This window comes from Paraburkholderia phytofirmans, from assembly GCF_046028095.1.
GTDB lineage: Bacteria > Pseudomonadota > Gammaproteobacteria > Burkholderiales > Burkholderiaceae > Paraburkholderia > Paraburkholderia phytofirmans_A.
Genome location: NZ_JAQQDJ010000013.1, coordinates 49446 through 75094, shown reverse-complemented (window position 1 = coordinate 75094; position 25649 = coordinate 49446). Strand labels below are relative to the sequence as shown.

The window sequence follows — 25649 nt, the reverse complement described above, 5'->3', positions numbered from 1 at the left end:
GAAGGTGGGCAAACTGAACTACCGTGGCGAACCTCTCGCCTCAATGTGTACGAAGGTCGGACAGGAATCGCTGCGCGCGCTCGTGCTTCGGACGCAAAAAGAACTCTTCCGGTTCGGCCTTTTCGAGAATCTTCCCTGCATCCATGAACCACACGCGATCGGCGACTTCACGCGCAAAGCCCATTTCGTGCGTGACGCACATCATCGTCATGCCTTCCTGCGCGAGACTCTTCATCACGTTCAGCACTTCGCCGACCATTTCAGGGTCGAGCGCGCTGGTTGGTTCGTCGAATAACATGGCGGGCGGATCCATTGCCAACGCTCGCGCAATCGCGACACGTTGTTGCTGGCCACCGGACAACTGCGGCGGGAACGCCTTGGCCTTGTTCGACAGACCCACACGCGACAGCAAATCCGCCGCTTTGCGCTCCGCTTCCGCTCGCTTGAGGCCGTTCACACGCATCGGCGACAGCGTGATGTTGTCCAGCACGGACAGATGCGGAAACAGGTTGAACTGCTGGAACACGAAACCGACGCGGCTACGGTATGCATTCAGTCCCAGCTTCTTGTCATGAATGTCCTGACCATCGAAATAAATCTGGCCGCGGTTGATCTCCTCGAGCCGGTTGACGGTACGAATCAAGGTCGATTTGCCGGAACCCGACGGCCCGCACACCACCACCACCTCGCCTTTGCGAACCTCGGCGTTCACGTCCACGAGAGCGTGATATTCGCCGTACCATTTGTTGACGCTGGAAAACTTGATCATGCGAATTACCTCGAAATGATTGAACGCCTAGTTCTCGGTGGGCAGCGGATCGGCCAGCGCGACAGCGTCGGCCTTGCGGGTCTTCGCCACGACACCGGCACGCTTGCGGGTCACGCGCCGCTCCAGGTACTGCGCTAACTGCGTCAGCGCATAACAGAGGGCGAAGTAGCTCAAGGCGAGAATCAGGTACACCGGAAACGGCTTCGTCAGCAGCCGGTTGTTAATCTGATCCGCCGCGAAGGAGATCTCCTGCACGTTGATGATGTAGCCGAGCGACGTCTCCTTGATGGTCGACACGAACTGCGTGACCATGCTCGGCACCACGTTGTAGAGCGCTTGCGGCAGGATCACCGCGCGCATGGTCTTCATGTAGCTCATGCCGAGCGCACGCGACGCTTCAGCCTGCCCTTTCGGCAAGCCCTCGATGCCCGCACGGATGATCTCGCCGAGATACGCGGAGTCGTAGATCACCAGCGCGCACAGCATCGTGACGAATCCGGTGACCGGATAGCCGGTGAGCACGGGCACGAGAAAGTACACCCAGAAGATCACCATCAGCAACGGAATGCCGCGCACCATGTAGACGAGTCCGGTGGCCGGCGCCCGCAGAAAGCGGAGCGGGCTGATCCGCGCCAGGGCGACCAGAATCCCCAACGGAAAGGCAATCACGAGTGCCGACAGCGACAGCAGTATCGTCAGCACGATGCCGCCTAGCGGCCCATGCGGATACTGCCCGATGAGCAGCAGCGTCCAGTTGTCGCGCAGGATGTCGAACATGTCACTTCACTCCCGGAATGCGGTAGTGCATTGCGATTTTCGCGCCGCCCAGCATGATGACGAGCGACAACCCGAGATACACCACGGTAGCGACGAAATACGATTCGAAGGACAGGAAGGTTTCGTTCTCGATCTGCCGGGTCACATACGTCAACTCCGCGGCGCCGATCGCCATGGCGAGACTCGTGTTCTTGAACAGCAGGACCGCGTGATTGACCATCGGCGGAATCGCGTTGCGCAGCGCTTGCGGCAGAATCACGAAGCGCATGCCGTTCAGGAAGTTCAGACCCAACGCGCGCGAGGCTTCGTACTGACCGTAGGAAATCGCGCGCAGTCCGCTGCGAATGTCTTCGGAGAGATAAGCCGCACTGCACAAACCGATCGCGATCACCGCGAAGATGAACTGACCGTTGTAGTGGTTCAGCACCGTTTGCAGCGAGTCCGGCAAGATGTTCGAAATGCCGAAGTACCAGAACAGGATCTGAACCAGCATCGGCACATTGCGATGGTAGGCGACGAACGTCGCGACGAAGGCCGTGGCGATACGATTGTTGGTCAGGCGGATCAGCGTGAGAAGAATGCCCACCACCAGCGAGAGCGTCCACGCCAACGCGGCCATTGCGAGCGTGAGCTCGATCCCGTGAAGAAACAGCGCGCCGTAGTCGCCTTGCAGCACTGTCGCCAGATCAAAATGAAGTTTCATGTTGCCCATCCCAATGGCTCGGATCGAAGCGATGACGCCGGTCTGAATCGACCTGCGGCGGCATCGTTATTCCTGCGGGAGTCGCCGTCGACTCTCGTGTTGAATTGATACTAGCTCGCAAAAAAAGGGCGTTGCAGAGGCCTTTCTTCTGGTGCAATAAGTTTCGGGAATGATGAAGCGGGAGGGTTTCCGGCAGGGGAGCAGGCGTGCAGTTGCACAGTGTTTGTCTCCTGTATGCAGCGCCTCTTTGGACGCCTCATCAGTGGATGCGCGCCTTTTTTCAGGCGCGCACAAATTCTCGTGAAACGGTGCCCGGCGCGGCCTGCCGCGCCGGTCTTCGCTCAGGCAGCCGCGCTTGGGCGAGCCAGCACTTGCGGATTCACCGGCGTCGGCGGCTTGCCGGCCGAGGCGCCGACACCCAGCGCGGCAAGCAAATTGTCTGCGCAAAGCGAGGCCATCGCGCGCCGCGTGCTGACGGACGCGCTGCCGATGTGCGGCGTCAGCACCACGTTCTTTTGCGCGAGCAGCGCCGGACAGACCACCGGCTCGCCTTCGAATACGTCCAGACCGGCCGCCGCGATGCTGCCTTCGTGAAGCGCCACGGCCAGAGCCGCATCGTCCACTACGCCGCCGCGAGCGATATTGGTCAGCGTGGCTGACGACTTCATCTGCTTGAGTTCCGCCGCGCCGATCGCATGATGCGAGCTGGCCGAATACGGCACCACCACGATCAGATGATCGGACTCGCGCAGCAGCGTCTCCTTGTCGACGTAGCGGGCCTTGCAGTTCGCTTCGACCTCGGGAGTCAGTTGCGAACGGTTGTGATAGATCACGCGCATGTCGAAACCGAATGCGCCGCGTCGTGCGATGGCCTGGCCGATGCGGCCCATGCCGAGAATGCCGAGCGTCGATCCATGCACGTCGCCGCCGACGAACATGTCGTAGCGCCCGGTCTTGGTCCATTCGCCGGCGCGCAGGAAGCGTTCCGACTCGGTGATGCGCCGCGCCGTTGCCATCATCAGCGCGAAGCCGAAGTCGGCGGTGGTGCCGGTGAGCACGTCGGGCGTATTCGTCACCAGCACGCCGCGCGCCGTGCAGGCTTCCACATCGACGTTGTTGTAGCCGACGCCGATATTGCACACCGCCTTGAGTTGCGGGCAGGCGTCGAGCAAGGTGGCGTCGATCCGGTCGCTGCCCGCGGTCATGGCGCCCACTTTCCCCTGCAATCGGGCGATCAGTTCCTGCTGCGTCCAGATCGTATCGTCCGGGTTGTCGGTCACGTCGAAGTTCGCGCGCAGGCGATCGACGATATCCGGAAATGACGCACGGGTAACCAGTACCGATGCACGCATGGAAAACCTCCTTGTTGAACTCGGGTGATGTTTCTTGCGCATGGGCCGCTGGCGGCGCGAGAGCCGTAATGGGTTTCGCCGGGCGCGGCGACCTCGTGGGTCAGCGCGCTCGATATCTCGCGAATGCAATGGAAGCGCCGCGACGTCGGCATGAAGGTTGGGCGTGCTCGCGCGCGTAGGATCCGGCCGCGCGCCGCCGGCAGCGGAGACAGCGGGCCTGCGCGCGCAGAGGCATGCGTGGAGTTAAGCGTCGTTGCCAGCCGGATCGCGTTTGATCGTGGTCAGCCCACCCGGAACCTGCAGCGTGGGCAGGATTTCCATATTGCTGATGTTGACCGCCAACGGCGCGGCGATCGCGAAGGCGATGGCATCGGCGATATCGGAAGGCAGCGGCAGCTCGAAGCCGTCGATAAACTTCTTACGCGCTTCTTCGATATCGCCATGCACGTGGCCGAAGATATCGGTAGCGACACGGCCCGGGCAGATCTCCGTCACACGCACGCGCCTGCCGGTCGCATCGACGCGCAACTGGCGCGACAGCGCGTGAATACCGGCCTTCGTGGCGCTATAAATGGAGTTGCCGTTGAAGGTATAGATGCCCGCAATCGAGCTGATGTTGACGATATGGCCGCGATCCCGCTCGACCATGCCGGGCATGGTAAGGCGCACGAGATGCAGAACCGCTTGCAGATTCACTTCCACCTGCAAGTCGATATCGTCGGCGCCGGCATCCAGAATCGAACCCTTGGTCGATACGCCCGCATTGTTCACGACGATATCGAACGGCACTTCCTGCGTGAGTTTCGTCAGCGCTTCCAGATCGCGCACGTCGATCGCGTGCGCAATGCAACCGGTGCGTTCCGCCAGCTCATTCAGACGATCGGCGTTGCGGGCAAGCGCATGCACTTCGAGTCCTTCACGGCGGAAGCGCTCGACGATCGCAGCACCCATCCCTGTCGAAGCGCCCGTCACCAGCGCGGTCTTATAGTCTGAAAACGGCATGAATGACCTCTATCTGTAGTTCTGAAATGCCGCACCTTCGAGGCGTGCGACAGGCCTGTTACCAATGTATACGCCGTGAAAACGCGGGGCAAAGACGGATTGGCTTTGTCGCGATAAGGCCGGCTTATGGTTGGCCGACGAGCGGGCTCGCACGGGCCGGCAACGCGCCGCCTAGCGCATGAGCTTCGACACCGGCACCACCCGGCCGCCCGCCGATTCGATCACGCCGCGCACCGTGCGCGCGAGGTCGACGGCGCCCGGCGTGTCGCCGTGCAGCAGGATCGATTGGACCGGCATCTTGAGCTTGTTGCCGGTAATCGTCGTGATACTGCCCTCTTCGAGCAACGCCTTGACACGCGCCAGCACGGCCGCGCGGTCCTTGATGACCGCGCCTTCGAGCTTACGCGACACGAGCGCGCCCTGATCGTCGTAGGCACGGTCGGCGAGAAACGTATTGGCCGTGCGAACGCCGATACGATCGGCGGCTCGCTCGATCTCCGTGTTCGTCGAGACGCTGATGATCACATCGCGGTCGAACTCGGCAACCGCCCGCACCAGCGGCTCGGCCAGTTCATACGACGCCGCGGCCATGTTGCCCAGCGCGCCGTGAAAGCTCATGTGCGTGACGCGATGCCCCGCCGCTTTTGCAATGCCGGCGAGCGCGCCCATCTGATACACCACATAGTTCGCCAGTTCCAGCGGATCGGCCTGAATCTGCCGGCGGCCGAAACCCATGAGATCGGGGAAGCCCACGTGCGCGCCGACGTCGATCTGGCGCGCCAACGCCATCCGCACGGTCTTGTCCATGATCACTGGGTCGCCCGCATGATAGCCGCACGCGACGTTGGCCGACGACACGATATCGAGCATCGCTTCGTCCTCGCCCATGGTGTACGGTCCAAAGCCTTCACCGAGGTCCGCGTTCAGATCGATTTCCACAATTCACACTCCGTTGTTTGATTGCGCTACGCCGCGGGCGAGAGCTTGAGCAGGGGGGTTCCATACCCGACCGTCGTTCCGTGCGCGGCAAGCGTGCGCGTCACCACGCCGTCAATCGGCGCGGTCACCGGAACGCACAACTGCGCAATCTGCAGCAAGCCGACGATGTCGCCCGGTTTCACCTGAGCACCCGCTTCGACCAGGGGCGTCGAGCGCGCCGGATGCATCGTCAGAAAGATGCCGGCGGAACTGGCGCTCACGTTGACGGTTTGCGGCTGCGCGCTGTTCGTCGATACGCTCGCGTTTGCCGCCGCTGAAACCGCGGGGGCGACGTTTTGCTCCGTCGCGCTTGCATCGGCCGCACACTCGGGCTGCTCCAGCGTCAAACGAATCCTCGTCCCGGGTTTGCTGATTTCGATGAACTCGACACCGACCGCTGCCAGCCACGACGTGATCTGCCGAAGCTCGCCGATATCCACTTCGTTATTTTGGGTCATGTTTCAGTGTCGGGAAGGACGAAAGAGCTCAACGAGATTGCGCACCTTGACGAGATAGGCGTTCAGTTCGTCCAGTGCCGCGACGGCTTCCGGATAGGTCGTCTGAACGAAGCGAATCTTCGTACCGATGCGCGCCTGCGCGAGCCGCCACAAATCTGCTTCGATCACCGTGCCGATCTTCGGATAGCCACCCGAGGGCTGTGCATCCCGCAATTGAATGATCGGCTGTCCGCTATGCGGCACCTGGATCACGCCAGGCACAATCCCGTGCGAGCGTTTCTCGATCGCATGCGTCGCGACCAACGACGGACCGGCGAGGCGATACCCGTAGCGATCGCTCTGCGGCGTCACTTTCCAGCCATCGCGCCAGAACGCTTCCAGCGATTGCGGCTCATAGGAATCGTACTCGGCGGCGGGCAGCACGCGGACCGCGGTTTCGCCCGGCTCGGCGGCGGGAACGGACAACGGCGCCGGCAACGAGTACTCGGGCGGCACGGTGCCGAATCCCGCGGCGTGCACTGCCTCTTTCGACACAGCACGCTCGGCCGGGTCCACTGCTTTCAGCACATCGCCTTTCTGCAGTTGACGGCCGTTGTAGCCGCCGAACTGACCGCGCAGCTGCGTGCTGCGCGAGCCGAGCACCACCGGCACATCCACGCCGCCCGCAAGCGAGAGGTAACAACGCGTGCCGCTGGCAGGCACGCCGATAGTCAGCACGTCCCCCTGTTTGGCCTGCACCGTCCACCACGGCAACACCGGCCGCTCGCCCAAACGCGCCGCGCAATCGGCGCCGGTAATCGCGAAGGCAAGGTCTTCGAGGAAGCGGATGCGAAACGGGAACATCGGAATCTCGATGCCGGCCGCGTCGTCCGGATTGCCGAGCAACAGGTTGCCGACCGCGAGCGCGAGCCGGTCCATCGCGCCGGCCGTGCCGACGCCGTAGCGCAGATAACCTTCGCGCCCCTGGTCCTGCACGGTCGCGAGCGCTGACGAAGACAGTATCTCGATCATGGAACAATCCTCTCGACGCGAAACCGGATCATGTCGCCGGGTGCGAGCGTCGCGGGATTCTCGCGCGCCGGGTCGAAGAACGACATCGACGTGTGGCCGATGGTGTTCCAGCCGCTCGGTCCCGCGGATGCCGACACACCCGTCTGCACACCGCCGATCGACACCGCGCCGCCGGGCAAGCCAAGCACCGGCACCTTGCGGCGCGGCGTGGCGATACGCGGATCCATGCCGCCGAGATAGCAATAACCTGGATGGCTGCCGAGCGCATAGACGGTATAGAGCGGCGCGCAGTGCAGTTGCACGACTTCATCGACGGATAGCCCTGTGTGATTCACTACGTCCTGCAGATGCGGCCCGAACTCGCCGCCGTACTCCACCGGCAATTCCACGACCCGTCCGTCGATCTGCAACTCGCCGGCCGCGGCCCATGCGTCGCGCAATGCGGCGTCGAGCGAATCCAGGTCCGCCGGCGGCGTGAAAAACGTCAGCATCAGATTGGTCACGCCGGGCACCGCTTCACGTACGCCCGGCCATGTTTCGACCTCGCGCGCGAGCGCCCAGATGCGACGCTGCGCATGCAGATCGAGTGCGCCCGGTGCTTCGAACAGCATCGCGGTGGTGCCCAGCATGCTGATGCGAAGCAGCTGCTCCGATTCGTCCTGTTTCATTGCAAGGGCAGTCCTGTGTGAATCCGGTCGTCGCCGTTCGACGACGTCCGCGTACGCGATCGACGCATGTTCAACGGTCAGCGTCATGTCTGTTTCCTCCTGGCGAGCCAGCGCTCCAGATGATGAATGTCGACCCCGCCTGCGGCGAATCCTTCATCGTCGAGCATGGCCTGATGCAACGGCACATTGGTGCGAATGCCTTCGACGCGCATCTCCGAGAGCGCGAGGCGCATGCGCGCCAGTGCCTCGTCACGGGTTGCGCCGTGCGTGATCACCTTGGCGATCAGCGAGTCGTAATAAGGCGGCACGACAGCGCCGCCGCTCATATGCGAGTCCACCCGTACGCCGTTGCCGCCCGGCACTTCCCACACGGAAATCTTGCCCGGACACGGCACGAAGGTGAATGGGTCTTCGGCATTGATCCGGCATTCCAGTGCGTGCCCTTGCGTGCGAATGTCCGATTGACGAATCGTCAATGCGTGCCCCTGCGCGATGCGAATCTGTTCCCGCACGATGTCGATGCCCGAGGTCATTTCCGTCACGGGATGCTCGACCTGCAAGCGCGTATTCATTTCGATGAAGAAGAACTGATCGTTCTCGAACAAGAATTCGAAGGTGCCGGCGCCGCGGTATTTCGTTTGCCGGCACGCCTCTACGCAACGCTCGCCTACTTGCCGGATCAGTTCCGGATCGATGCCGGGCGCGGGCGCCTCTTCCAATACCTTCTGATGACGCCGTTGCAGCGAACAGTCGCGCGAACCCAGCCACAGCGCATTGCCGTGCGTATCGCACAAGACCTGAATTTCGACGTGGCGCGGATGCTCGAGAAACTTCTCGACGTAGAGTTCGGGCTTGCCGAAGGCGCGGCGCGCTTCTTCACGCGTCACCGAGACCGCTTCGAGCAACTGTTCGGGACCGGGTACGACGCGCATGCCGCGTCCGCCGCCGCCGCCCGCTGCCTTGACGATCACCGGATAGCCGATTTCTTCGGCGACGCGCAGGATCTCGGCGGGGTCGTCGGGCAAGCCGCCGTCCGGGCCGGGGACGCAAGGCACGCCCGCCGCGCGCATGGCGCGCTTGGCCGCGACCTTGTCGCCCATGGTGCGAATCGAAGCGGGTTCAGGGCCGATGAAGGCCATGCCGGCGGCCTCGACCTGCGATGCGAAATCCGCGTTCTCCGACAGGAAACCGTAACCCGGATGAATCGCTTGCGCGCCGCTCACGTGCGCAGCGAACAGGATCGCGGTCCGGTTCAGATAACTTTGCCCCGGCGACGCAGGGCCGATGCACAGCGCCTCGTCGGCGAGACGCACGTAGCGAGCGTCGGCGTCGGCCTCCGAATGCACGGCGACGGTTTGCAGACCCAGTTCGCGGCAGGCGCGCTGGATTCGAAGCGCGATCTCGCCGCGGTTGGCGATCAGTACTTTATTGAACATGATGGGTCAGCCGATCCGGAACAGCGGCTGGCCGGATTCGACCTCGCTGCCCGGCGTCACGAGAATCTCCAGAACAGCGCCGCTGAACTCGGACTCGATCGCGTTGAACATTTTCATCGCTTCGATCGTGCAGAGCACTTGCCCTTCTTCGATCGTGTCGCCGGCATTCACGAAGGGCGCCTCGCCTGGTGCGGGTGTCAGATGCACGACGCCGAACATCGGCGCGCGAACGAGTCGCGGTTCTTTCGCGGTTGCGGAAGCGGCGGACGCTGCGGGGATTTCGCGCGGTACGCCGGTGTCGGCGTCGGTGGATTGAGCGGATGCCGCAGGCGGCGTTTGCGGGCTTTGGGCGCTTTGGGTTACTGCCGTGGCCGCAGCTTGCTCGCCCGCTGGCGCATCGGCCTGCCTGGCGCGCCGTCTGGCCTTCACGAGCTTGACCCTTTCCTCGCCCTCGATGACTTCGAGCTTGGCAAGCGGCGATTCCGCCAGCAGGTCGATAAGCGCCTTAATCTTCTGGAGATCCATCACTGAGTCCGTAGCCGGTTGGATGCGCGCCGGCTCACAGCAAGCCGGGCGATCGACGATGGACCCAATGTATCCGTCACATAAAAATTGCGCCAAGACGGTTTGGCTTTGTAGCGATAAGGCGCGCTTATGTATCGGCGGTAGCGGCGGTAGCGGCGCCGGGCTCGAAGCGCACGTCGAGCGCGAGATCGCCCGCCAGTTCCAGCAGGATGTCCTTGACCGCCGCGGCGGGCTCGGAAAGCGGCAGATGGTCGGACAGACAGACCGAAAGCGGAATCTTGATGACAGGCGAAACGATCCGGCACTGCACGATATCGCCCGCTGCCGCGACCACGCGCGCGGTGGAATCGGGCAGGATGGTCGCGCCGATACCCGCGCTTACCGCCGCCGAGAGCGTCGACGCGGATTCGATTTCGGCCACCACTTTCGGGATCATCTGCACGCGCGCGAAGCCTTCGTCGACATATTTGCGCAGATAGTTGTACGGACGCGGCAGCAGCAAAGGCACGTCGCGCAATTCGGTCACGCCGATCTGCTCCTGCGTGATGCCCATGCTGCGCGGCGCGACAAGGAACAATTCCTCGTTCATCAGAAGCTGGAACGACAGGCCGTGCACGGGCTTGTCGCCATACAGCACGGCCATGTCCATGCGGCCGTTCATGATCAGTTCGCTCAGCGTCGTGCCGAAGTTCTCGTTGATGTACAGCAGGATGTCCGGATGCCGCGCGCGCACGGTGCGCAGCAACGGCAACGACAGCGCCGATGCCCCGGTGCCGGGCGCGAGCCCCACCGAGACCTGGCCCGAGAGCGTCTGGCCCGCGCTTTTTACGTCGGCCTGCGCCTGTTCGTACTGACGCAGGATCAGCTGCGCGTGGCGATACAACGTCGCCCCTGCCTCAGTGGCGGTGACGCCGCGTTTCGTGCGCACCAGCAGTTGCTGCTGGAACTCGTCTTCGAGCGTAATCAGCTGCTGGCTCAGCGCCGGCTGGGCGATATGAAGCACTTCGGCGGCCTGAGTCAGGCTGCCGATATCGACGATCTTCACGAAGTACTTCAAACGCCGCAGGTTCACGGTAGTCGCGTCTCGGATGTTGGGGGATGGCAACAATGATAGGGCAAGCGCAGCGTGCCGCACAGTGCTTAAAAAACTCCGCGCTCGCTTCGGCAGGCCGGAAAAGGCGCTCTGTCAGCGTATTCCCGCATGGACCACGGCTTTCAAAGCCGGACTCGCGCGCGTGTCGCCGTGTCATAAGCGGATGTTATTGCCCCAGCGGAAAGACGTCTTGGCTTGAACTTTTTCTCACGCTTAATGTGAAGGCTCGTTAAATGCTGTTGAGGAGTCAAGTGTGAGTGCATCGCGCATCGCCGCCCGCGTCCAGCGAATCAAACCTTCGCCGAGCAGCGCCGCGGCCGACCGCGCCGCGGAACTGCGGCGGCAGGGCAAGACCATCGTCAACCTCGTGGTCGGCGAACCCGACTTCGACACGCCGACGCACATTCGCCAGGCCGCTTTCGAAGCCATGGAGCGTGGCGAGACACGCTACACGCAAACGGCCGGCACGCCCGCGCTGCGCGCCGCCATCGCCGCGAAGCTGCAACGCGAGAACGGGCTTTCATACGATCCGAAGCACATCATCGTGACGTGCGGCGCCAAGCACGCGATCTTCAACGCGCTCGCCGTGACCGTGGAAGCCGGCGACGAAGTCCTGATTCCCGCGCCGTACTGGGTGTCGTACCCGGACATGGCGCTCGCCTGCGACGGCGTGCCGGTCGTCGTGCCGTGCACCGAGGCCGACAGTTTCAAACTCACGCCGGCCACGCTCGAAGCGGCGATCACGCCGCGCACGCGCTGGCTGATCATCAATTCGCCGACCAACCCCACCGGCGCGACCTACACCGCCGCTGAACTGCGCGCGTTAGCGGACGTGCTGCTGCGTCACCCGAAAGTGCTGGTGATGATGGACGACATCTACGAGCACATCCGCTTCGAAAGCGAGGCGTCGCAGCATCTGCTCTCGATTGGACCGGAGCTCAGTTCGCGCACGCTGGTCGTCAACGGCGTCTCCAAGACTTACGCGATGACCGGCTGGCGCATCGGCTACGCCGCCGGCCCCGCCGATCTGATCGGCGCGATGGACACGCTGCAGTCGCAATCCACCAGCAACGCCAGCTCGATCAGCCAGGCCGCGGCGCTCGCCGCGCTGACCGGCGACCAGAGCTTCGTGCAGCAATCCGTGCGGACCTATCGCGAACGGCGCGACCACGCGCTCGAAGCGCTCAATGCGATTCCCGGCATCAGTTGCAAGACGCCCGGCGGCGCCTTCTATCTGTATGTGAACTGCAGCGGCATGATCGGCCGCACCACGCCCCAGGGCAAGCGCCTAGAAGGCGACGTCGACGTGGTGCTGTATCTGCTGGAGCAAGCGGGCGTCGCACTGGTTGCGGGATCGGCTTATGGCGTCTCTCCTTTCTTCCGGATGTCGATCGCCACGAGCATCGAGATCATCGAAGAAGGCTGCAGGAAGATCGCTGCCGCCGTCGCCGCTTTGAACTGAGAGTACGGCGACGCTGCCATGCACGGCGGCGTCGCTCAGTAAAAAGACATGCCGCGCCGACAGGACGCGGCAGTCGGTTTGGAGCTTTCCATCTTTCGTCAATCTGCAAGGGGATCTATTCGTGAAAAAGCATACTTTAGGCATACTAACTGGATTTGGACTGGCCCTTTCCGGGATCGCGCACGCACAATCGAGCGTGACCCTCTACGGCATCATCGACGAAGCCGTGCGCTACGACACCCACCAGAACAAATCCGGCGGGAAGCTTTTCACGATGGGTAGCGGCGGCGAGATTCAGGGAAGCCGCTGGGGCCTGCAGGGAACCGAAGATCTCGGCGGCGGCATGGCCGCCATTTTCCAGCTCGAGGGCGGCTTTACGCCGAATACCGGCGTGACGCAGCAATCCACGCCGTCGGGCGCGGCGCGCCTGTTCGGCCGTACCGCGATGGTCGGGCTCAGCACGCCCTACGGCACGGTGACGGCGGGCCGCCAATACACCCTCGTGCACGAAATGGGCTGGATGCACGATATCTATGCGTTCGCCAATTACACCGGCACGGTCGGCTTTCAGGGCGCCGGGCTGACCGGCGGCGGACGTCTCGACAATACCGTGCGCTATACCTCGCCGACGCTGGCGGGCTTCACGCTCAAGGGCGCGTACACGTTCGGCCAGACAGCGGGCAGCATCCACCAGAACTCATCGCCGGCCGTGAGCCTTTCCTATGACAACGGTCCGTTGAGCGTCGGCGCGGCTTATCAGATCGTCAACGACATCGGCGGCCTGAATCCTTCGACGACCGCTTACGGCAGCACCTATTTCGGCGTGACGATTCCCGACAGCTCGCAAAAGATCTTCACGGCGGGCGCGACCTATAAATTCGGCCCGGCGAAAGTGTACGCCTCGTATATCTACAGCCACGTCTATCCGGCCGACTATCGCAACGACTCGTTCTCCACGGCGCTTCAGTACACCATCACGCCCGCGCTCGTGCTCGATCTGCCGTTCTATATCGACTTCGTCCACCACGCGGGCCAGAGCGGCACGCGCATCACCGGCGGCCCGACGCTCGACTACCTGCTGAGCAAGCGCACCGACGTCTATGTCGGCGTGGACTACAACCATCTGACGGGCGCATGGACCACCCTCGCCGCCGCGTCCGGCTCGAACCAGCCGTTCTATGGCTTCAACTCGCTGTTCGAAGCCGCGATCGGTTTGCGCCACAAGTTCTAGCATCCGCGGCAACCATCACTTACCGGCGTCCCTCGATGCCGGAAGCACGCATCACATAACCAAACCACATCGGGACGCGTAGTCGTGTCCCGATCGTCGACGCACGTCCCCGCATTGAAAAGGCGGACCTCGATCCGCCCATCCCATCCATTCGCTTCAGGAGGAAACACTCATGAAAATCGGCATCCCTGCCGAAAGCCGAGCCGGCGAAACACGTGTCGCCGGCACGCCGGAAATAGTCAAAAAACTCACCGCGCAGGGGCATACCGTTCTGGTCCAGAGCACGGCAGGTGAAGGCGCGCATTTCCCCGATACGGCCTATGCGCAAGCGGGCGCCACGCTGGTCGAAGCAGCCGAAGCATTCGCGGCCGACCTCGTGCTCAAGGTGCAGGCGCCGACAGAAACCGAGCTTCGGCAGATGAAGCGCGACGCGAGTCTCGTCGGCATGCTCAATCCGTTCGACGCCGATCAGCTCGTGCTATTTCGCGCCGCGGGCGTGACCGCTTTCGCACTCGAATCGATTCCGCGTACGACGCGCGCGCAAAGCATGGACGTGCTGTCGTCGCAAGCCAATATTGCCGGCTATAAGGCCGTGCTGGTGGCGGCCAGTTTGTACCAGCGCTTCGTGCCCATGTTGATGACCGCCGCAGGCACGGTCAAAGCCGCGCGCGTGCTCATCCTCGGCGCGGGCGTCGCGGGTTTGCAGGCGATTGCAACGGCCAGGCGTCTTGGCGCCGTGATCGAGGCATCGGACGTGCGTCCCGCCGTCAAGGAACAGATCGAATCGCTGGGCGCCAAATTTCTCGACGTGCCGTGCGAAACCGATGAAGAGCGCGAGGCCGCTCAAGGCGTGGGCGGCTATGCGCGGCCTATGCCGCCCTCCTGGATTGCACGCCAGGCCGCGTTGGTGCATGAGCGGGCCAAACAGGCCGACGTCATCATCACGACGGCTTTGATCCCTGGCCGCACTGCCCCCACCCTGCTCAACGAGGACACCGTTCGCGCGATGAAACCGGGCTCCGTGATCATCGACCTCGCAGCGGGCAAAGGCGCAAGCGTCGGCGACCGTCGCGGCGGCAACTGTCCGTTGACCGAAGCCGATGCCGTTGTGCTGCGGCACGGCGTGCAGATCGCCGGCTATACGAATCTGCCGGCCATGGTCGCCACCGACGCCTCCGCGCTGTATGCGCGCAACGTGCTCGACTTTCTGAAGCTGATCATCGACACCGAAGGCAAGCTGAAGATCGACACCAGCGACGACATCGTAGCCGCCACCTTGCTGGGTCGCGACGCATCGATGCTGCAAACCGCCTAAGGAGACTGCGATGGAACTCATCACTCACACCACGACCAATCTGATCATCTTCGTGCTGGCGATCTATGTCGGCTACCACGTCGTCTGGAACGTGACGCCCGCGCTGCATACGCCGCTGATGGCCGTCACCAACGCGATCTCCGCGATTGTGATCGTCGGCGCCATGCTTGCCGCGGGATTGACCGTGGGTGGCGCAGGCAAGGCGTTTGGCGCAATCGCCGTCGCGCTGGCGGCGGTCAATGTGTTCGGCGGCTTCCTCGTGACGCGCCGCATGCTCGAAATGTTCCGCAAAAAAGAGGCTAAAAAGCCGGCCGCAAACGTAGTGAATGGAGTCGCGCAATGAGTATGAATGTGGTCACGTTGTTGTATCTCGTCGCCTCCGTCTGCTTCATTCAGGCGCTAAAGGGGCTGTCGAATCCGAAAAGCGCCCGGCTCGGCAACGTCTTCGGCATGGCCGGCATGGCGATCGCCATGCTGACGACGCTCGCGCTGATCGCGAAACAGGCGTCGTCGCTCGGGTCGGATCTGGTACTCGGGCTCGCGGTGCTCGTCGGCGCGCTGATCGTCGGGGGCGCGATCGGCACCGTGGTGGCCGCACGGGTCGAGATGACCAAAATGCCCGAACTGATTGCGGCGATGCACTCGCTGATCGGGGTGGCCGCCGTCTGCATTGCTTATGCAGTGGTGTCCGAGCCGTCCGCTTTCGGATTGGCCGCGGTCGGCGGCGAACTGCCGTACGGCAATCGCGTCGAGTTGTTCATCGGCACCTTTATCGGCGCGATCACGTTCTCGGGGTCGGTGATCGCATTCGGCAAGCTGTCGGGCAAGTACAAGTTCCGGCTGTTTCAGGGCGCGCCGGTCGTGTATCCCGGACAGCACGCGCTCAACCTCGCACTGGCGATCGCCATGGTCGGCTTCGGCGTTGCGTTCTTTCTGACGCAGGCGTGGTTGCCCTTCATGGTCATGACCGCGATTGCGTTCGCGCTCGGCGTGCTGATCATCATCCCGATCGGCGGCGCAGACATGCCGGTGGTCGTCTCGATGCTCAATTCCTATTCCGGCTGGGCGGCCGCGGGCATCGGTTTCTCGCTGAACAATCCGATGCTGATCATTGCCGGCTCGCTGGTCGGCTCGTCCGGTGCGATTCTGTCGTACATCATGTGCCGGGCGATGAACCGCTCGTTCTTCAGCGTGCTGCTCGGCGGCTTCGGTGCGGAAACCGCCGCCGACAGCGGAGCGAAACGCGAGCAACGGCCCGTCAAATCGGGCTCCGCCGACGATGCCGCGTTTCTGCTCGGCAATGCCGAATCGGTCGTGATCGTGCCGGGCTACGGACTTGCCGTCGCCCGCGCGCAGCACGCGTTGAAGGAGTTGACCGACAAGCTCACCGGCAAAGGCATCGACGTGCGCTATGCGATCCATCCGGTGGCGGGCCGCATGCCCGGCCATATGAACGTGCTGCTCGCCGAAGCCGAAGTGCCGTACGACCAGGTATTCGAAATGGAAGACATCAACGCGGAGTTCGGCCAGACCGATGTCGTGCTGGTTCTCGGCGCCAACGACGTGGTCAATCCCGCCGCGAAGACCGACCCGGCGTCGCCGATTGCGGGCATGCCGATTCTGGAGGCGTACAAGGCGCGTACCGTGATCGTCAACAAACGCTCGATGGCCTCCGGCTACGCGGGTCTCGACAATGATCTGTTCTATATGGACAAAACGATGATGGTGTTTTCCGACGCCAAGAAGGTCATCGAGAACATGACCAAGGCGCTCGAATGAGCATCCATAAGCGGCAAGTATCGGCCCAGACGACTTTGGTCTTTGTCGAGCAGACCGTTAGACGCTACCTTATAGCGTGCTGATCCCGCATTTACCGTTATAGGCACTTACCATGCATGCACTCGTCATTCACGCACCGCTCGATCTGCGCATCGAGGAGGTGCCCACGCCCGAACCGGAAGCCAACCAGTTGCTGGTGCGGGTTCGAGCCGGCGGCATCTGCGGCTCCGATCTTCACTACTTCAACCATGGTGGTTTCGGCACGGTCCGCATCAAGGAGCCGATGGTGCTCGGCCACGAAGTGTCCGGCGCTGTCTCGCGCGTAGGACCTGGCGTGACGGATATGCCGGCCGGCACGCGCATCTCCATCAGTCCGAGCCGGCCTTGCGGGTTGTGCCAATACTGCCAGCAAGGGCTGCAAAACCACTGTCTGGATATGCGCTACTACGGCAGCGCGATGCGCACGCCGCACGTGCAGGGCGCGTTCCAGCAGGAAATCGTGATCGACCGTTCGCAGGCCCACGTGGTGGCGGATTCGTTGAGCGATGCCGAAGCCGCCATGGCCGAGCCGCTCTCCGTCGCGCTGCATGCGGTGCGGCGCGCGGGTCCGCTGCTCGGCAAGCGGGTGCTGGTAACAGGTTGCGGGCCGATCGGCGCATTGATCGTGGCCGCCGCGCGTCGAGCCGGCGCCGCGACGATCGTGGTGACTGATGTGAATACCCTGCCGCTCGAAAGCGCGAAGAAGGTCGGCGCGGACCTTGCGATCAACATCGCCGAAACGCCCGACGGGCTGAAGCCGTTTGCCGTCGACAAAGGCACGTTCGACGTTCTGTTCGAGGCGAGCGGCAACGCGGCGGCGTTGCGTGGCGCATTCGACGTGCTCAAGCCGCGCGGCGTGATCGTCCAGGTGGGACTCGGCGGAGATATCGCATTACCCATCAACGTGATCGTCGCGAAGGAATTCGATCTGCGCGGCGCGTTCCGTTTCCACGAAGAGTTCGCTGTGGCTGTCGAATTGCTGAACAAGGGTTTGATCGACGTAAAGCCCCTGATTTCAGGCATTTTCCCGTATCAGGATTCGGTCAAGGCGTTTCAGACCGCCGGAGATCGCTCGAAGTCGATGAAGGTGCTGGTGAGTTTCGATTGAATGGATAGTGTGTGAAGCGGCGATTGCGTAACTGGATTGCCGCATCACGAAGGACCATGAAAAAGCCGACGTCGAAACTCAGACGTCGGCTTTTTTTGCACTACACCACGCGTTGCTCAGTTATTGCAGCGCGCTTCGAGCGCGTCGATGAATGCGCGGTTCCAGCGGCCTTCCTTCATCGCCCGCATGGTTTCGGCCTCCGCTTCCAGAACAGCCAGCGCTTTCTCGATCACATGCGCGGCATCGTCCTGCGGAATGGCCAGCAAACCGTCCTGATCGCCGACGACGATATCGCCAGGATTCACCACCATGCCGCCCACCGACACCGGCACGTTGATCTCACCGGGACCGTCCTTATACGGACCACGATGCGTGACGCCACGTGCGTACACCGGAAAATCCCGCTCGCGGATTTCCGCGACATCGCGAATCGCACCATCCACCACCAGGCCGACAACACCTACGTGAGCGGCGTAGAACGACAAAATTCCGCCGACCACGGCGTTGTTGAGATCGCCGCCCGCGTCCACGACCAGCACGTCGCCAGGACGGCAGAACTCCAGCGCCCGCAAGTAAGTCAGGTTATCGCCGCCGCGCGAGCGTACGGTGACCGCGGTGCCCGCCATGGTCTGCTTGCTTGGCTTCTGATATGGATGCAGTCCCACACTGCCGATGTTGCGATGCATATTGTCGCTGAGCGCGGAGACGGGGATGCCACGCAACGCGGTGAGAATCGTATCGGCAGCTTGAGTCGCCGAAGGGTTTTTCCTGATGGCTTTGTACATGATCGATCTTGGCTTCCAAATGGCTGATATACGGCTATAACGGTATATCGCCCTCGTGAATCACGCCAAGACGGCTTCGTTCTTGCACGATAGCAAACGCTTATGAAGCGCGATTCTCCGCGGTGTTTGCGCTTCGACCGTCAGGATCTTGCGGCCCATCAGTCGCTCACAGAGTCCCCATGATCGCCACGCGCTTTGGCTGAAGCGAAAAAGGTCTGCAACGCGGGGGCCGAATGGTCGCTCAACGAGCAGATTCGCGCCAGCCAGTCGGCTTCCGCGGGCCACTCCCCTTCCACCACGCGCGGATAGATCTGCCGCACGAACTGATGCAGCGCCTTTGCGCCGATATTGCCGCTGATGCCGAGCAGGACGTGCAAGGCGCCATGCGTCGATTCGAGGTCGCGGGCCGCCACGCTGGCGGCGAGTTGCGCCACAGTCGAGCGAATCTGCTCGATGCCGTTGAGGAACGTCTGATCCAGCAAATCGAGCGCCACCAGTTCTTCGAGGTGTTTCTCGTCGAGCAGCGGGCCTTCCTTGATCGGCGCGGGCTTGGCGGCTTCCACAGCGGCGGGTGTCGGTGCCGGTTCCGCTTTGACCGGCGCTTGCGAAGCACGTTGCTGGGCAAACTGTCTTGCAAGAGACGCATAGAGCGCGCCGATCTGCACGGGCTTGATCATGACCTCGTTCATGCCCGCGGCGAGACACGCCTGCACGGCTTTCATATCGGATTGGCCGGTCAATGCAACGACGGGGATCTGGGCATACGCGTCGGCACGCGCGCGGATCGACGCAGTGGTTTCCACGCCACCCATTCCCGGCATGTTCATGTCCATCACGATGGCATCGACGGCGTCGTCCTCCTCCAACCTCGCCAGCACGGCCGGTCCATGCTCGGCCTCGACGACGCGCGCGCCGCATCGCTCCAGATAACCTTTGGCAATCCGCCTGCTGTAGGTGTCGTCGTCCGCCACCAGAATCGTTTTGCCAGCGAACCCGTCGAATGGATGGCTGTGAACGTGCCGATTGCCGCTTTCGAAGAGCGTCTGAAGCGCGGTGATCAATTCCACTGGACTAACGGATTTGCTGATCATGTCGTCCATGCCGGCGCGCCGGGCGAGCACCCGCGTCACATTGCGCGGCTCGGTCGTAAAGGCGGCGATCAGAACGTTCCAGTTCGGGCGTTGATGGTCGGCGCGGATCGTCTCGGCGGTGGTGTAGCCGTCCATGACCGGCATATTGATGTCCATCAGCACGAGGTCGTGCGGCGTTGACTGTTGAAGCACCCTCAATGCCGCCTCGCCGTTTTCCGCCTCGCTCACCTGCGCGCCGACCTTCGACAACGTGCGGCGGCTTCGTGCCCGCTGCGCGGCATCGTCGTCCACGACGAGAACGCGTTTGCCGGCAAAAAACGGCGTGGCGCGCTCGAAAACTTTCTCCTCATGCTCTGCCACCTCGCGGCTGGAGACGACGGGGAATTGCAGCGTGAACTGCGTAAATTTTCCGACCTCCGAGCGGCAGGCAATCGTGCCGCCGAACGCGCGCATTGCGCGCTGGCAATAGGCAAGGCCGAGGCCCGTACCCGCCGAATTGCCCGCGGTACGGAAAGGCTCGAATAGATGCGGCAGGATGTCTGGCGCGATGCCGGGGCCGGTATCATGAACCAGCACCGTCTGGCGGTCGATCGTCAGCGTCAACGTCGCCAAAGGATGCGCGGCAATGTGATGCAGCGCGTTCTTGATCAGATTGAACAGCGTGAACAGATAGACGGTTTCGTCGACCTTGAAGATGAAGTCTTCCAGCACCGCGAGCCGGACTTTGGCGCGCTCCTTCTGATCGCCGAAACCGTATTCGTCCAGCGCTTTACGCGTGGTGGCCGCCGCGCTCAGATAGGTGAAATGATCCGCGCGAATGGGTTTCGCGCTGACTTCATCGAGCGTCATGGCGATGATGCGCAGGCCCCGGTCAATCGACAATTGGCCGTGGGCGAGATGCCGGTAGAGCAACGCTGCCCTGTCATGCGACATGGCCGGCGCCGGGTTGGCGTCCGTCACCGCGGGCAGCGCCTCTTCCATGCGATCCAGCACGTGCCTCAGCTGGCTGAGAGGATTGCGCATTTCATGAGCGATCGAGCCGGCGAGCGCACGAAACGCCACATTTTTTGCCTGCGCGACGATTCCTTTCAGGTTGCTGTAACTGAACGTGAGGCCGGCGAAAATACCGAATGTAAAAACCGGCAGATACGTGTAGAGAAATAACTGCCCGTCCACGTGGAGGGATTGCGGAATGACAACCCTGGCGCATAGAACGGCAAGACCAATACCCAGAATCAGATTGAGTGCTAACGCAACGACCGACGGAAAAATGGCGATCAGGAAGAACACCATGCCCAGCTCGGCCATTGACCAGAGCATCGAATAGTGACCGGCGATCAGGTAGTAAGTGAAAAAGAACGGTAGCGTATAGGCTACCGTTACGAAGTAGTACCACGGCAGGAAGCGCACGACCGAAGCGGGCCAGAAACGGCGCAATAGCAGCAGCGCACAGGCGGCTGTACCGAAAGCGCGCATCAGCAGGCTTTCGTTGGGTTGAGGGTCGATGTATGTCCACCACAGCCAGTACAGCGGATGTCCGATCGTACCGATTACGCCAACAGCCAGCACGCTGTAGTCCGACACCTTGGCCGAGTCATAAACCAGTCGGTTGAGGTAACGGATGCTCCCTGAAATGGCTCTCATGTCGCGCTTTATCTTGACTTATCCAGCCTCAGAATTTGAAGCTGCTGACGTTGAACGACATGCCGGCGCTGCCGACCCAGCACAGCACTCTGTCGCCTCTCTTCAACCGCCCGCCGTCTTTTGCCAGTGAAATGGCGGCCGGAATCGAAGCCGAAACGAGGTTTCCCGTCTCCGGATAGATGTGATACATCTTGTCGTCGATCCCTACCTTGGCGCCGTAACCCTGCCACGCGGCCTTGGAGGATGCGTGGGTGAAGACGATGTCGATGTCTTTCCTGGGAACTGGCAGTTTAGTCAATACCGCGGACAGTTCGTCCGAATTCTTGTGAAGCTCATGGCCGAATGATGTGAAACGCATGTCGCCGTTCTTACCGATCCGTTCGGTCGGGTGGCAATACCCCTCATAGCCCGGAATTGGAATGGTGCACAGGTCCGACACTGCCGGCTTCGCGCGGAACGCAAAGGTGAAGTTATCCGGCTCTTTGGCGACGAGCAAGGTAGCGGTCGCCGCCTCGCCAATCGTGAACGACGGCAACGTATATTCGATTTGAGCCTGGCTCTTCAACGCGAAATTCCCCGGATAGAGTGGACCGCCCGCAAGCATATTGAACTCGGCGTTCACAATCATAGCGTTTCTGTACTGACCCGACTTGAAAAGGCTGTCGATGATCGCCATGGCCCGGGTCCAGCTCATGCAGGCGTCGACCACGTCGAAACACTCGGCGTTCACGAAGCCGAGCGTGCTGGCCATCATGTGGCTGTTGCCGGGCTCGAGAAACCCTCTGCCAATACCGACATAAATGAACAGCTCGATATGTTCCGGCTTCAGATACGTTTCCGATAGCGCCTTGCGAGTCGCCATGGCGACGTGATCGATAGGCGACTCGTGGCTTTCACACCAGCGCCGGTTGACCAGTCCGCTTCTGTCGAGCAAGGTCTTGATGGTGCGCATCCCCCGGTCGATATCGCCCTCGTAATCCTTGGAATGAAAGCGAATCATATCGATCACTTCCTCATTCGTAACGATCCTGGAGGGCAAGCTGACGGCTACGTCTTTAATAAGCATAAAGAATCCATGAATAAATTAACGCGGTGGGTAGAAGTACGTTTTGCGCCATGGCACGCGAGTATCTGGGACTCCAGATACGCGGCCTCGCGGCGCTGGTACATTAACGCGTCCACCGCGATTCATGAAAAAAGTCCCGTCTGGCGTGGTGCCAATGGGAATGCTGGGTGGCGGAGCGAGCCCGGGTGCCGGGGTGGCGTGGGTGCGGATCTGGGCGGTGACGTTCAGCGGCGTGTCCGTCTGCCCGGAATCCGCCCTTTTTCATGTCCTGTTCCGTCAAGAACATGACCTCATCCGCCGCATGCGTCCGCAGCCTCCTTCGAGCGACTAGACTTGGCTTCGGTCTTTCGAGGGGGCGCTTCTCTCAAGCGAACCCCACCCCTCGATCTTTCAGCCTGCCGCTCCCTCGGGCGGCAGGCTCTTTTTTTTGTGGACCGCTTCAAATTCAGGCAATAGTCGCTCGTGACCTAAGAGGACCAGGCCGATGCATGCCGCCCCAGGTTCATCCACGATTGCGATTGCTGTCCTCACCCGTGGGTCGAATACGACCACCAGTTCCAGTGGAAAAACCGCGTGACGCATTCGAGGAAAGCATGCAGCTACCGAACGTAGATAACTTCATCAAAGACTCGCAACACGGCGTCACCTACAACATCTGCGCCTATCGCAAGCTTTCGGTTCAAGAGATGACACGCGCGATGCAAGTCTTTATACAACAACAGGGCGAGCGCCAACCGAAGCAAGGGTCGGTTGTCAAGATTTTTTCCCTGCTCGGGTTTGGGGATCAGTAGCCGTGTTGAAGCCTTGGACGTCCATTGACGGATGCTGGACACGCTCGCCATCGCACGCGTAACAGCATGCCGCGCGGCAAGATCAACAGTGTCGACTAAGCCGTCTAATCCAACACTGACAGCAGATCGGCGAGGTTCGTGTCAGGCAATCGCTTCGCAACCATGTCCCAGAAGATCACGTCGCGCATTGCGCTGGCATCTTCCGCCGTCTTCCATTCGCGCGCACCGACGATGGAATCGGCCGTTTCGCGAGCTGCGGATACGATTGTCTGAATGTCTTGTTTATGCATGAACCCGTTAACGGTCGCATAGCGAGCTTATTTAGGCTCATGCGCAATCGTTTGCTAAAAAATTTTAACCACTGCCCGACGAGGCCGCACAAGGCGGCCGCCCTGCGGCTCAGGTGAACAGCGATGCATGTGAGCACGCATTTGTATTCGCGCATCCTGAGCGTCGGGCGAAATTCTACCTCTTCCGCTGCGCCGCACCGTTTTGCGGCGCTTATCGGAAAACTTAAGTCCGAAAGGAGCACATTGTTGGGCGCGCCTGACGAGCGACCTAAGGCACATGTTTTCCCAGCAACGGCCATGGCGTTTTGCGGCAACACCCCACGCGGTGCCGCACATGCACCACTTTTGATCGACCTGATTGACATGCATTCACCACAAAATATTCACCACTAATGGACCATGCACTGTTATTGAGCACAATTATCCCAGCAACGATATAAATCGATAAATGAATGCACTATGCATGCCGCCCTTGTCTGTTGGATATACGATAATCCTTTCTTAATCTTACGCAATCACGGATCGAATCACGCGCTCAGCAAGGCTGATCGCCATCTCGCCGCTCAACGTCCGCAGCAGCCAATGTGTTGGTTAATTCAGCCATGAAATACTGACAAGAGAATTACACGTATAGCATGCTCTAATAAGAAAAAAGACGGAGTCTTGGGGAGAAGCCTCTGTAGACCACACATTTCCGGGGAAAAATAAATGGATTTGGGACATACTCTGCCGTGCAGTTCGCGGCACAGTGCCATGCCGATGCAAACGAACGCTCTGACTCGCATCGACATCGCGCTGTTCAACGGATTCGCCTTGCCTACGGTCGCTGCACTCATCGAGATTTTCCAGAGGGCTAACTCGCTAGTCGCCGCACGGCGATCGGGCCGCGTGCGTTACGACGTCTCGCTGCTTTCCGCCGCGGGCGGACGCATCGCCAGTTCGTCATCGGTCTTTGTCTGGACCGACGACGTCCAGTCGCATCGAGGCACCAATGAGCCGCACCTGTTATTCATTGCAGGCGGCGCCGGCGTGCAGCAGGCATGCCGCGACGAGCGATTGAGCGAGTGGCTCCGCCGCAGGCATCCGTTCAGCGAGATCGTGCATCCGATCGCAGAAGGCCAACTGCTGCTTCAGGCCGCCGGGCTGCCCAGCCGCTACTGTCCGCTTCTCTATGCAGACAACGAAGCACCCGGCTTGCATCCGGCGCGGTTGACAGAGGCGCCGGGCGCCGTGTCGACCGCGCTGCGTATCGTCGAAGAGGATCTCGGTGCCGATCTTGCACAGCGGGTTGCCGAGTCGATCGCGCCGCAACCCAAGACGCCTTTCAGCTCGTCGATCACGCCTGACGTGGCGCCGCAGATCAGCGAGAAGATCCTCGCGTCGGCACGCTGGCTGGAAGCGAACGTCGACCGGCCCATCTCGATCGACGACGCGGCCCAGGTCGCAGCGATGAGCGAGCGCAACTTCCTGCGCCGCTTCAAGAGCGAGATTGGCATGACGCCCTCCGACTATCTGCTTCGCGCACGCCTGAATATGAGTTGCCGGATGCTGGTCGAATCGCGTCTGCCCGTCGACAAGATCGCGCGCCGCTGCGGCATCGGCAGCGGCGGGCAGCTGTCGAAGCTGTTCAGGAAATATCTGGAGACGACGCCGACGGACTATCGAACGCGCAACCACGTGGCACAGCAGAAGCCCACAGCACAGGTACCGGATCAACGGCGCGAGTTCGATCCAGGCGTTCTGATCGAAGCCGACTACGCAAGTCAAGTCGAAGCGTAAGACAGAATCCGGCGGTACATCGCTACCGCCGGAAGATGAGCACGGCCACCCAAGTCCATGCAGGCCCAGGATACTTGAACCATCGTGCCGCGTTGCGCCCTTCTTATGTCATGTTCAGTCAACAACGTGACGCAATCCGCCTCTCGCGTCTTGAGTCTGCTTCGAACGAATACACTTGGTGTCGGCCTTTCGAGGGGCGCTTTGCTCAGTCAACCCCAACCCCCTCGATTTTCCCGCCTGCCGCTCCTTCGGGCGGCAGGTTCTTTTTTCTCCGCCATATCAGGTCGAGTCGCGTGTCCAACTACGCGCAGGCGTCTCGCGAGGCGCATGCATCCACGTCCTTGATTCATACGAAAACTCCCGAACGGAGCGCACATGGATGAGAAAGTGACTTACGTGTACGAGTACACGGGGGGTTTTGGTACGTACCGTACTACTGGAAAAAGGTTCGCATGTCATCTCCCCCTTGTTGGCGACAATGTAGTCATGAAGGTGGA

At 61.6% G+C, this 25649-nt stretch carries 24 protein-coding genes; 8 read left to right on the top strand and 16 right to left on the bottom strand.

The window, feature by feature from the left end:
* Positions 1–40: 40 nt before the first annotated feature.
* From PQR54_RS30245 to nac, 12 genes are all read right to left on the bottom strand, one after another.
* Positions 41–769, bottom strand: a complete 729-nt coding sequence (locus PQR54_RS30245) for an amino acid ABC transporter ATP-binding protein (protein WP_408252177.1) — start codon at positions 767–769, stop codon at positions 41–43.
* A gap of 27 nt (positions 770–796) precedes the next feature.
* Positions 797–1546, bottom strand: a complete 750-nt coding sequence (locus tag PQR54_RS30240) for an amino acid ABC transporter permease (RefSeq protein WP_085230658.1) — start codon at positions 1544–1546, stop codon at positions 797–799.
* Position 1547: 1 nt separating this feature from the next.
* On the bottom strand, positions 1548–2249 hold the full coding sequence (locus PQR54_RS30235) for an amino acid ABC transporter permease (protein WP_408252174.1): 702 nt from the start codon (positions 2247–2249) through the stop codon (positions 1548–1550).
* Positions 2250–2590: 341 nt separating this feature from the next.
* On the bottom strand, positions 2591–3601 hold the full coding sequence (locus tag PQR54_RS30230) for a 2-hydroxyacid dehydrogenase (RefSeq protein ID WP_408252172.1): 1011 nt from the start codon (positions 3599–3601) through the stop codon (positions 2591–2593).
* A gap of 243 nt (positions 3602–3844) precedes the next feature.
* Positions 3845–4603, bottom strand: coding sequence for an SDR family oxidoreductase (locus tag PQR54_RS30225; RefSeq protein WP_085230656.1), 759 nt, complete (start codon positions 4601–4603; stop codon positions 3845–3847).
* Between the two features lie 171 nt (positions 4604–4774).
* Positions 4775–5542 (bottom strand): LamB/YcsF family protein, encoded by a 768-nt coding sequence (locus PQR54_RS30220; RefSeq protein ID WP_408252170.1) that lies wholly within the window; start codon positions 5540–5542, stop codon positions 4775–4777.
* Between the two features lie 26 nt (positions 5543–5568).
* On the bottom strand, positions 5569–6039 hold the full coding sequence (locus PQR54_RS30215; protein WP_408252168.1) for an acetyl-CoA carboxylase biotin carboxyl carrier protein: 471 nt from the start codon (positions 6037–6039) through the stop codon (positions 5569–5571).
* A 3-nt stretch (positions 6040–6042) separates the two neighbouring features.
* Entirely contained in the window at positions 6043–7050 is a 1008-nt protein-coding gene (locus PQR54_RS30210) for a 5-oxoprolinase subunit C family protein (protein WP_408252166.1), read from the bottom strand.
* Entirely contained in the window at positions 7047–7718 is a 672-nt protein-coding gene (pxpB, locus tag PQR54_RS30205; protein WP_392395741.1) for a 5-oxoprolinase subunit PxpB, read from the bottom strand. Before pxpB ends, PQR54_RS30210 begins: the two co-directional genes overlap by 4 nt.
* Before the next feature lie 83 nt (positions 7719–7801).
* Positions 7802–9154 carry an acetyl-CoA carboxylase biotin carboxylase subunit gene (gene accC / locus PQR54_RS30200; protein ID WP_408252164.1) on the bottom strand — a complete coding sequence of 451 codons (1353 nt, stop codon included), beginning with the start codon at positions 9152–9154 and terminating at the stop codon, positions 7802–7804.
* A gap of 6 nt (positions 9155–9160) precedes the next feature.
* Positions 9161–9679, bottom strand: a complete 519-nt coding sequence (gene accB / locus PQR54_RS30195) for an acetyl-CoA carboxylase biotin carboxyl carrier protein (RefSeq protein WP_408252163.1) — start codon at positions 9677–9679, stop codon at positions 9161–9163.
* Positions 9680–9806: 127 nt separating this feature from the next.
* Positions 9807–10751: a nitrogen assimilation transcriptional regulator NAC gene (gene nac, locus PQR54_RS30190; RefSeq protein WP_408252161.1), complete on the bottom strand. Its 945-nt coding sequence runs from the start codon at positions 10749–10751 to the stop codon at positions 9807–9809.
* A gap of 274 nt (positions 10752–11025) precedes the next feature.
* Between nac and PQR54_RS30185 the strand changes: the two genes are divergently transcribed.
* The 6 genes from PQR54_RS30185 to PQR54_RS30160 all read left to right on the top strand — a co-directional run bounded on the left by PQR54_RS30185 (position 11026) and on the right by PQR54_RS30160 (position 17706).
* Positions 11026–12234 carry an aspartate transaminase gene (locus PQR54_RS30185; RefSeq protein WP_408252159.1) on the top strand — a complete coding sequence of 403 codons (1209 nt, stop codon included), beginning with the start codon at positions 11026–11028 and terminating at the stop codon, positions 12232–12234.
* Between the two features lie 121 nt (positions 12235–12355).
* Entirely contained in the window at positions 12356–13465 is a 1110-nt protein-coding gene (locus PQR54_RS30180; RefSeq protein ID WP_408347095.1) for a porin, read from the top strand.
* A gap of 172 nt (positions 13466–13637) precedes the next feature.
* On the top strand, positions 13638–14780 hold the full coding sequence (locus tag PQR54_RS30175; RefSeq protein WP_408252157.1) for a Re/Si-specific NAD(P)(+) transhydrogenase subunit alpha: 1143 nt from the start codon (positions 13638–13640) through the stop codon (positions 14778–14780).
* Between the two features lie 10 nt (positions 14781–14790).
* Positions 14791–15123 (top strand): NAD(P) transhydrogenase subunit alpha part 2, encoded by a 333-nt coding sequence (locus PQR54_RS30170; protein WP_085230646.1) that lies wholly within the window; start codon positions 14791–14793, stop codon positions 15121–15123.
* Positions 15120–16559: an NAD(P)(+) transhydrogenase (Re/Si-specific) subunit beta gene (locus PQR54_RS30165; protein ID WP_408252154.1), complete on the top strand. Its 1440-nt coding sequence runs from the start codon at positions 15120–15122 to the stop codon at positions 16557–16559. Before PQR54_RS30170 ends, PQR54_RS30165 begins: the two co-directional genes overlap by 4 nt.
* 112 nt (positions 16560–16671) lie before the next feature.
* Entirely contained in the window at positions 16672–17706 is a 1035-nt protein-coding gene (locus PQR54_RS30160) for an L-idonate 5-dehydrogenase (RefSeq protein WP_408252153.1), read from the top strand.
* 116 nt (positions 17707–17822) lie between these two features.
* On the opposite strand, the gene PQR54_RS30155 is transcribed toward PQR54_RS30160, so the two are convergent.
* The 3 genes from PQR54_RS30155 to PQR54_RS30145 all read right to left on the bottom strand — a co-directional run bounded on the left by PQR54_RS30155 (position 17823) and on the right by PQR54_RS30145 (position 22292).
* Positions 17823–18491, bottom strand: a complete 669-nt coding sequence (locus tag PQR54_RS30155; protein ID WP_408252151.1) for an RraA family protein — start codon at positions 18489–18491, stop codon at positions 17823–17825.
* A gap of 158 nt (positions 18492–18649) precedes the next feature.
* Complete coding sequence (locus PQR54_RS30150; protein ID WP_408252149.1) at positions 18650–21226, bottom strand: ATP-binding response regulator; 2577 nt, start codon at positions 21224–21226, stop codon at positions 18650–18652.
* Between the two features lie 28 nt (positions 21227–21254).
* Entirely contained in the window at positions 21255–22292 is a 1038-nt protein-coding gene (locus PQR54_RS30145) for a 3-oxoacyl-[acyl-carrier-protein] synthase III C-terminal domain-containing protein (protein WP_408252147.1), read from the bottom strand.
* Positions 22293–22885: 593 nt separating this feature from the next.
* On the opposite strand from PQR54_RS30145, the gene PQR54_RS30140 reads away from it, so the two are divergent.
* Positions 22886–23083 (top strand): hypothetical protein, encoded by a 198-nt coding sequence (locus tag PQR54_RS30140; protein ID WP_408252145.1) that lies wholly within the window; start codon positions 22886–22888, stop codon positions 23081–23083.
* A gap of 104 nt (positions 23084–23187) precedes the next feature.
* Here the strand turns inward: PQR54_RS30140 and PQR54_RS30135 are convergent, their stop codons facing one another.
* Positions 23188–23373, bottom strand: a complete 186-nt coding sequence (locus PQR54_RS30135) for a hypothetical protein (RefSeq protein ID WP_012428083.1) — start codon at positions 23371–23373, stop codon at positions 23188–23190.
* 708 nt (positions 23374–24081) lie between these two features.
* Between PQR54_RS30135 and PQR54_RS30130 the strand changes: the two genes are divergently transcribed.
* The gene (locus tag PQR54_RS30130; protein WP_408252142.1) at positions 24082–25152 is read left to right on the top strand and encodes a GlxA family transcriptional regulator; all 1071 of its coding nucleotides are present in this window, start codon (positions 24082–24084) and stop codon (positions 25150–25152) included.
* Positions 25153–25649: the final 497 nt, after the last annotated feature.

Coding starts and splice junctions, on each gene's coding strand:
- PQR54_RS30130 (WP_408252142.1), top strand. CDS start 24,082: ATGGATTTGGGACATACTCTGCCGTGCAGTTCGCGGCACAGTGCCATG.
- PQR54_RS30145 (WP_408252147.1), bottom strand. CDS start 22,292: ATGCTTATTAAAGACGTAGCCGTCAGCTTGCCCTCCAGGATCGTTACG.
- PQR54_RS30175 (WP_408252157.1), top strand. CDS start 13,638: ATGAAAATCGGCATCCCTGCCGAAAGCCGAGCCGGCGAAACACGTGTC.
- PQR54_RS30150 (WP_408252149.1), bottom strand. CDS start 21,226: ATGAGAGCCATTTCAGGGAGCATCCGTTACCTCAACCGACTGGTTTAT.
- PQR54_RS30230 (WP_408252172.1), bottom strand. CDS start 3,601: ATGCGTGCATCGGTACTGGTTACCCGTGCGTCATTTCCGGATATCGTC.
- PQR54_RS30135 (WP_012428083.1), bottom strand. CDS start 23,373: ATGCATAAACAAGACATTCAGACAATCGTATCCGCAGCTCGCGAAACG.
- accC (WP_408252164.1), bottom strand. CDS start 9,154: ATGTTCAATAAAGTACTGATCGCCAACCGCGGCGAGATCGCGCTTCGA.
- PQR54_RS30160 (WP_408252153.1), top strand. CDS start 16,672: ATGCATGCACTCGTCATTCACGCACCGCTCGATCTGCGCATCGAGGAG.
- PQR54_RS30170 (WP_085230646.1), top strand. CDS start 14,791: ATGGAACTCATCACTCACACCACGACCAATCTGATCATCTTCGTGCTG.
- PQR54_RS30210 (WP_408252166.1), bottom strand. CDS start 7,050: ATGATCGAGATACTGTCTTCGTCAGCGCTCGCGACCGTGCAGGACCAG.
- PQR54_RS30235 (WP_408252174.1), bottom strand. CDS start 2,249: ATGAAACTTCATTTTGATCTGGCGACAGTGCTGCAAGGCGACTACGGC.
- PQR54_RS30165 (WP_408252154.1), top strand. CDS start 15,120: ATGAGTATGAATGTGGTCACGTTGTTGTATCTCGTCGCCTCCGTCTGC.
- accB (WP_408252163.1), bottom strand. CDS start 9,679: ATGGATCTCCAGAAGATTAAGGCGCTTATCGACCTGCTGGCGGAATCG.
- PQR54_RS30225 (WP_085230656.1), bottom strand. CDS start 4,603: ATGCCGTTTTCAGACTATAAGACCGCGCTGGTGACGGGCGCTTCGACA.
- PQR54_RS30245 (WP_408252177.1), bottom strand. CDS start 769: ATGATCAAGTTTTCCAGCGTCAACAAATGGTACGGCGAATATCACGCT.
- PQR54_RS30240 (WP_085230658.1), bottom strand. CDS start 1,546: ATGTTCGACATCCTGCGCGACAACTGGACGCTGCTGCTCATCGGGCAG.
- pxpB (WP_392395741.1), bottom strand. CDS start 7,718: ATGAAACAGGACGAATCGGAGCAGCTGCTTCGCATCAGCATGCTGGGC.
- PQR54_RS30155 (WP_408252151.1), bottom strand. CDS start 18,491: ATGTACAAAGCCATCAGGAAAAACCCTTCGGCGACTCAAGCTGCCGAT.
- PQR54_RS30140 (WP_408252145.1), top strand. CDS start 22,886: ATGCAGCTACCGAACGTAGATAACTTCATCAAAGACTCGCAACACGGC.
- PQR54_RS30215 (WP_408252168.1), bottom strand. CDS start 6,039: ATGACCCAAAATAACGAAGTGGATATCGGCGAGCTTCGGCAGATCACG.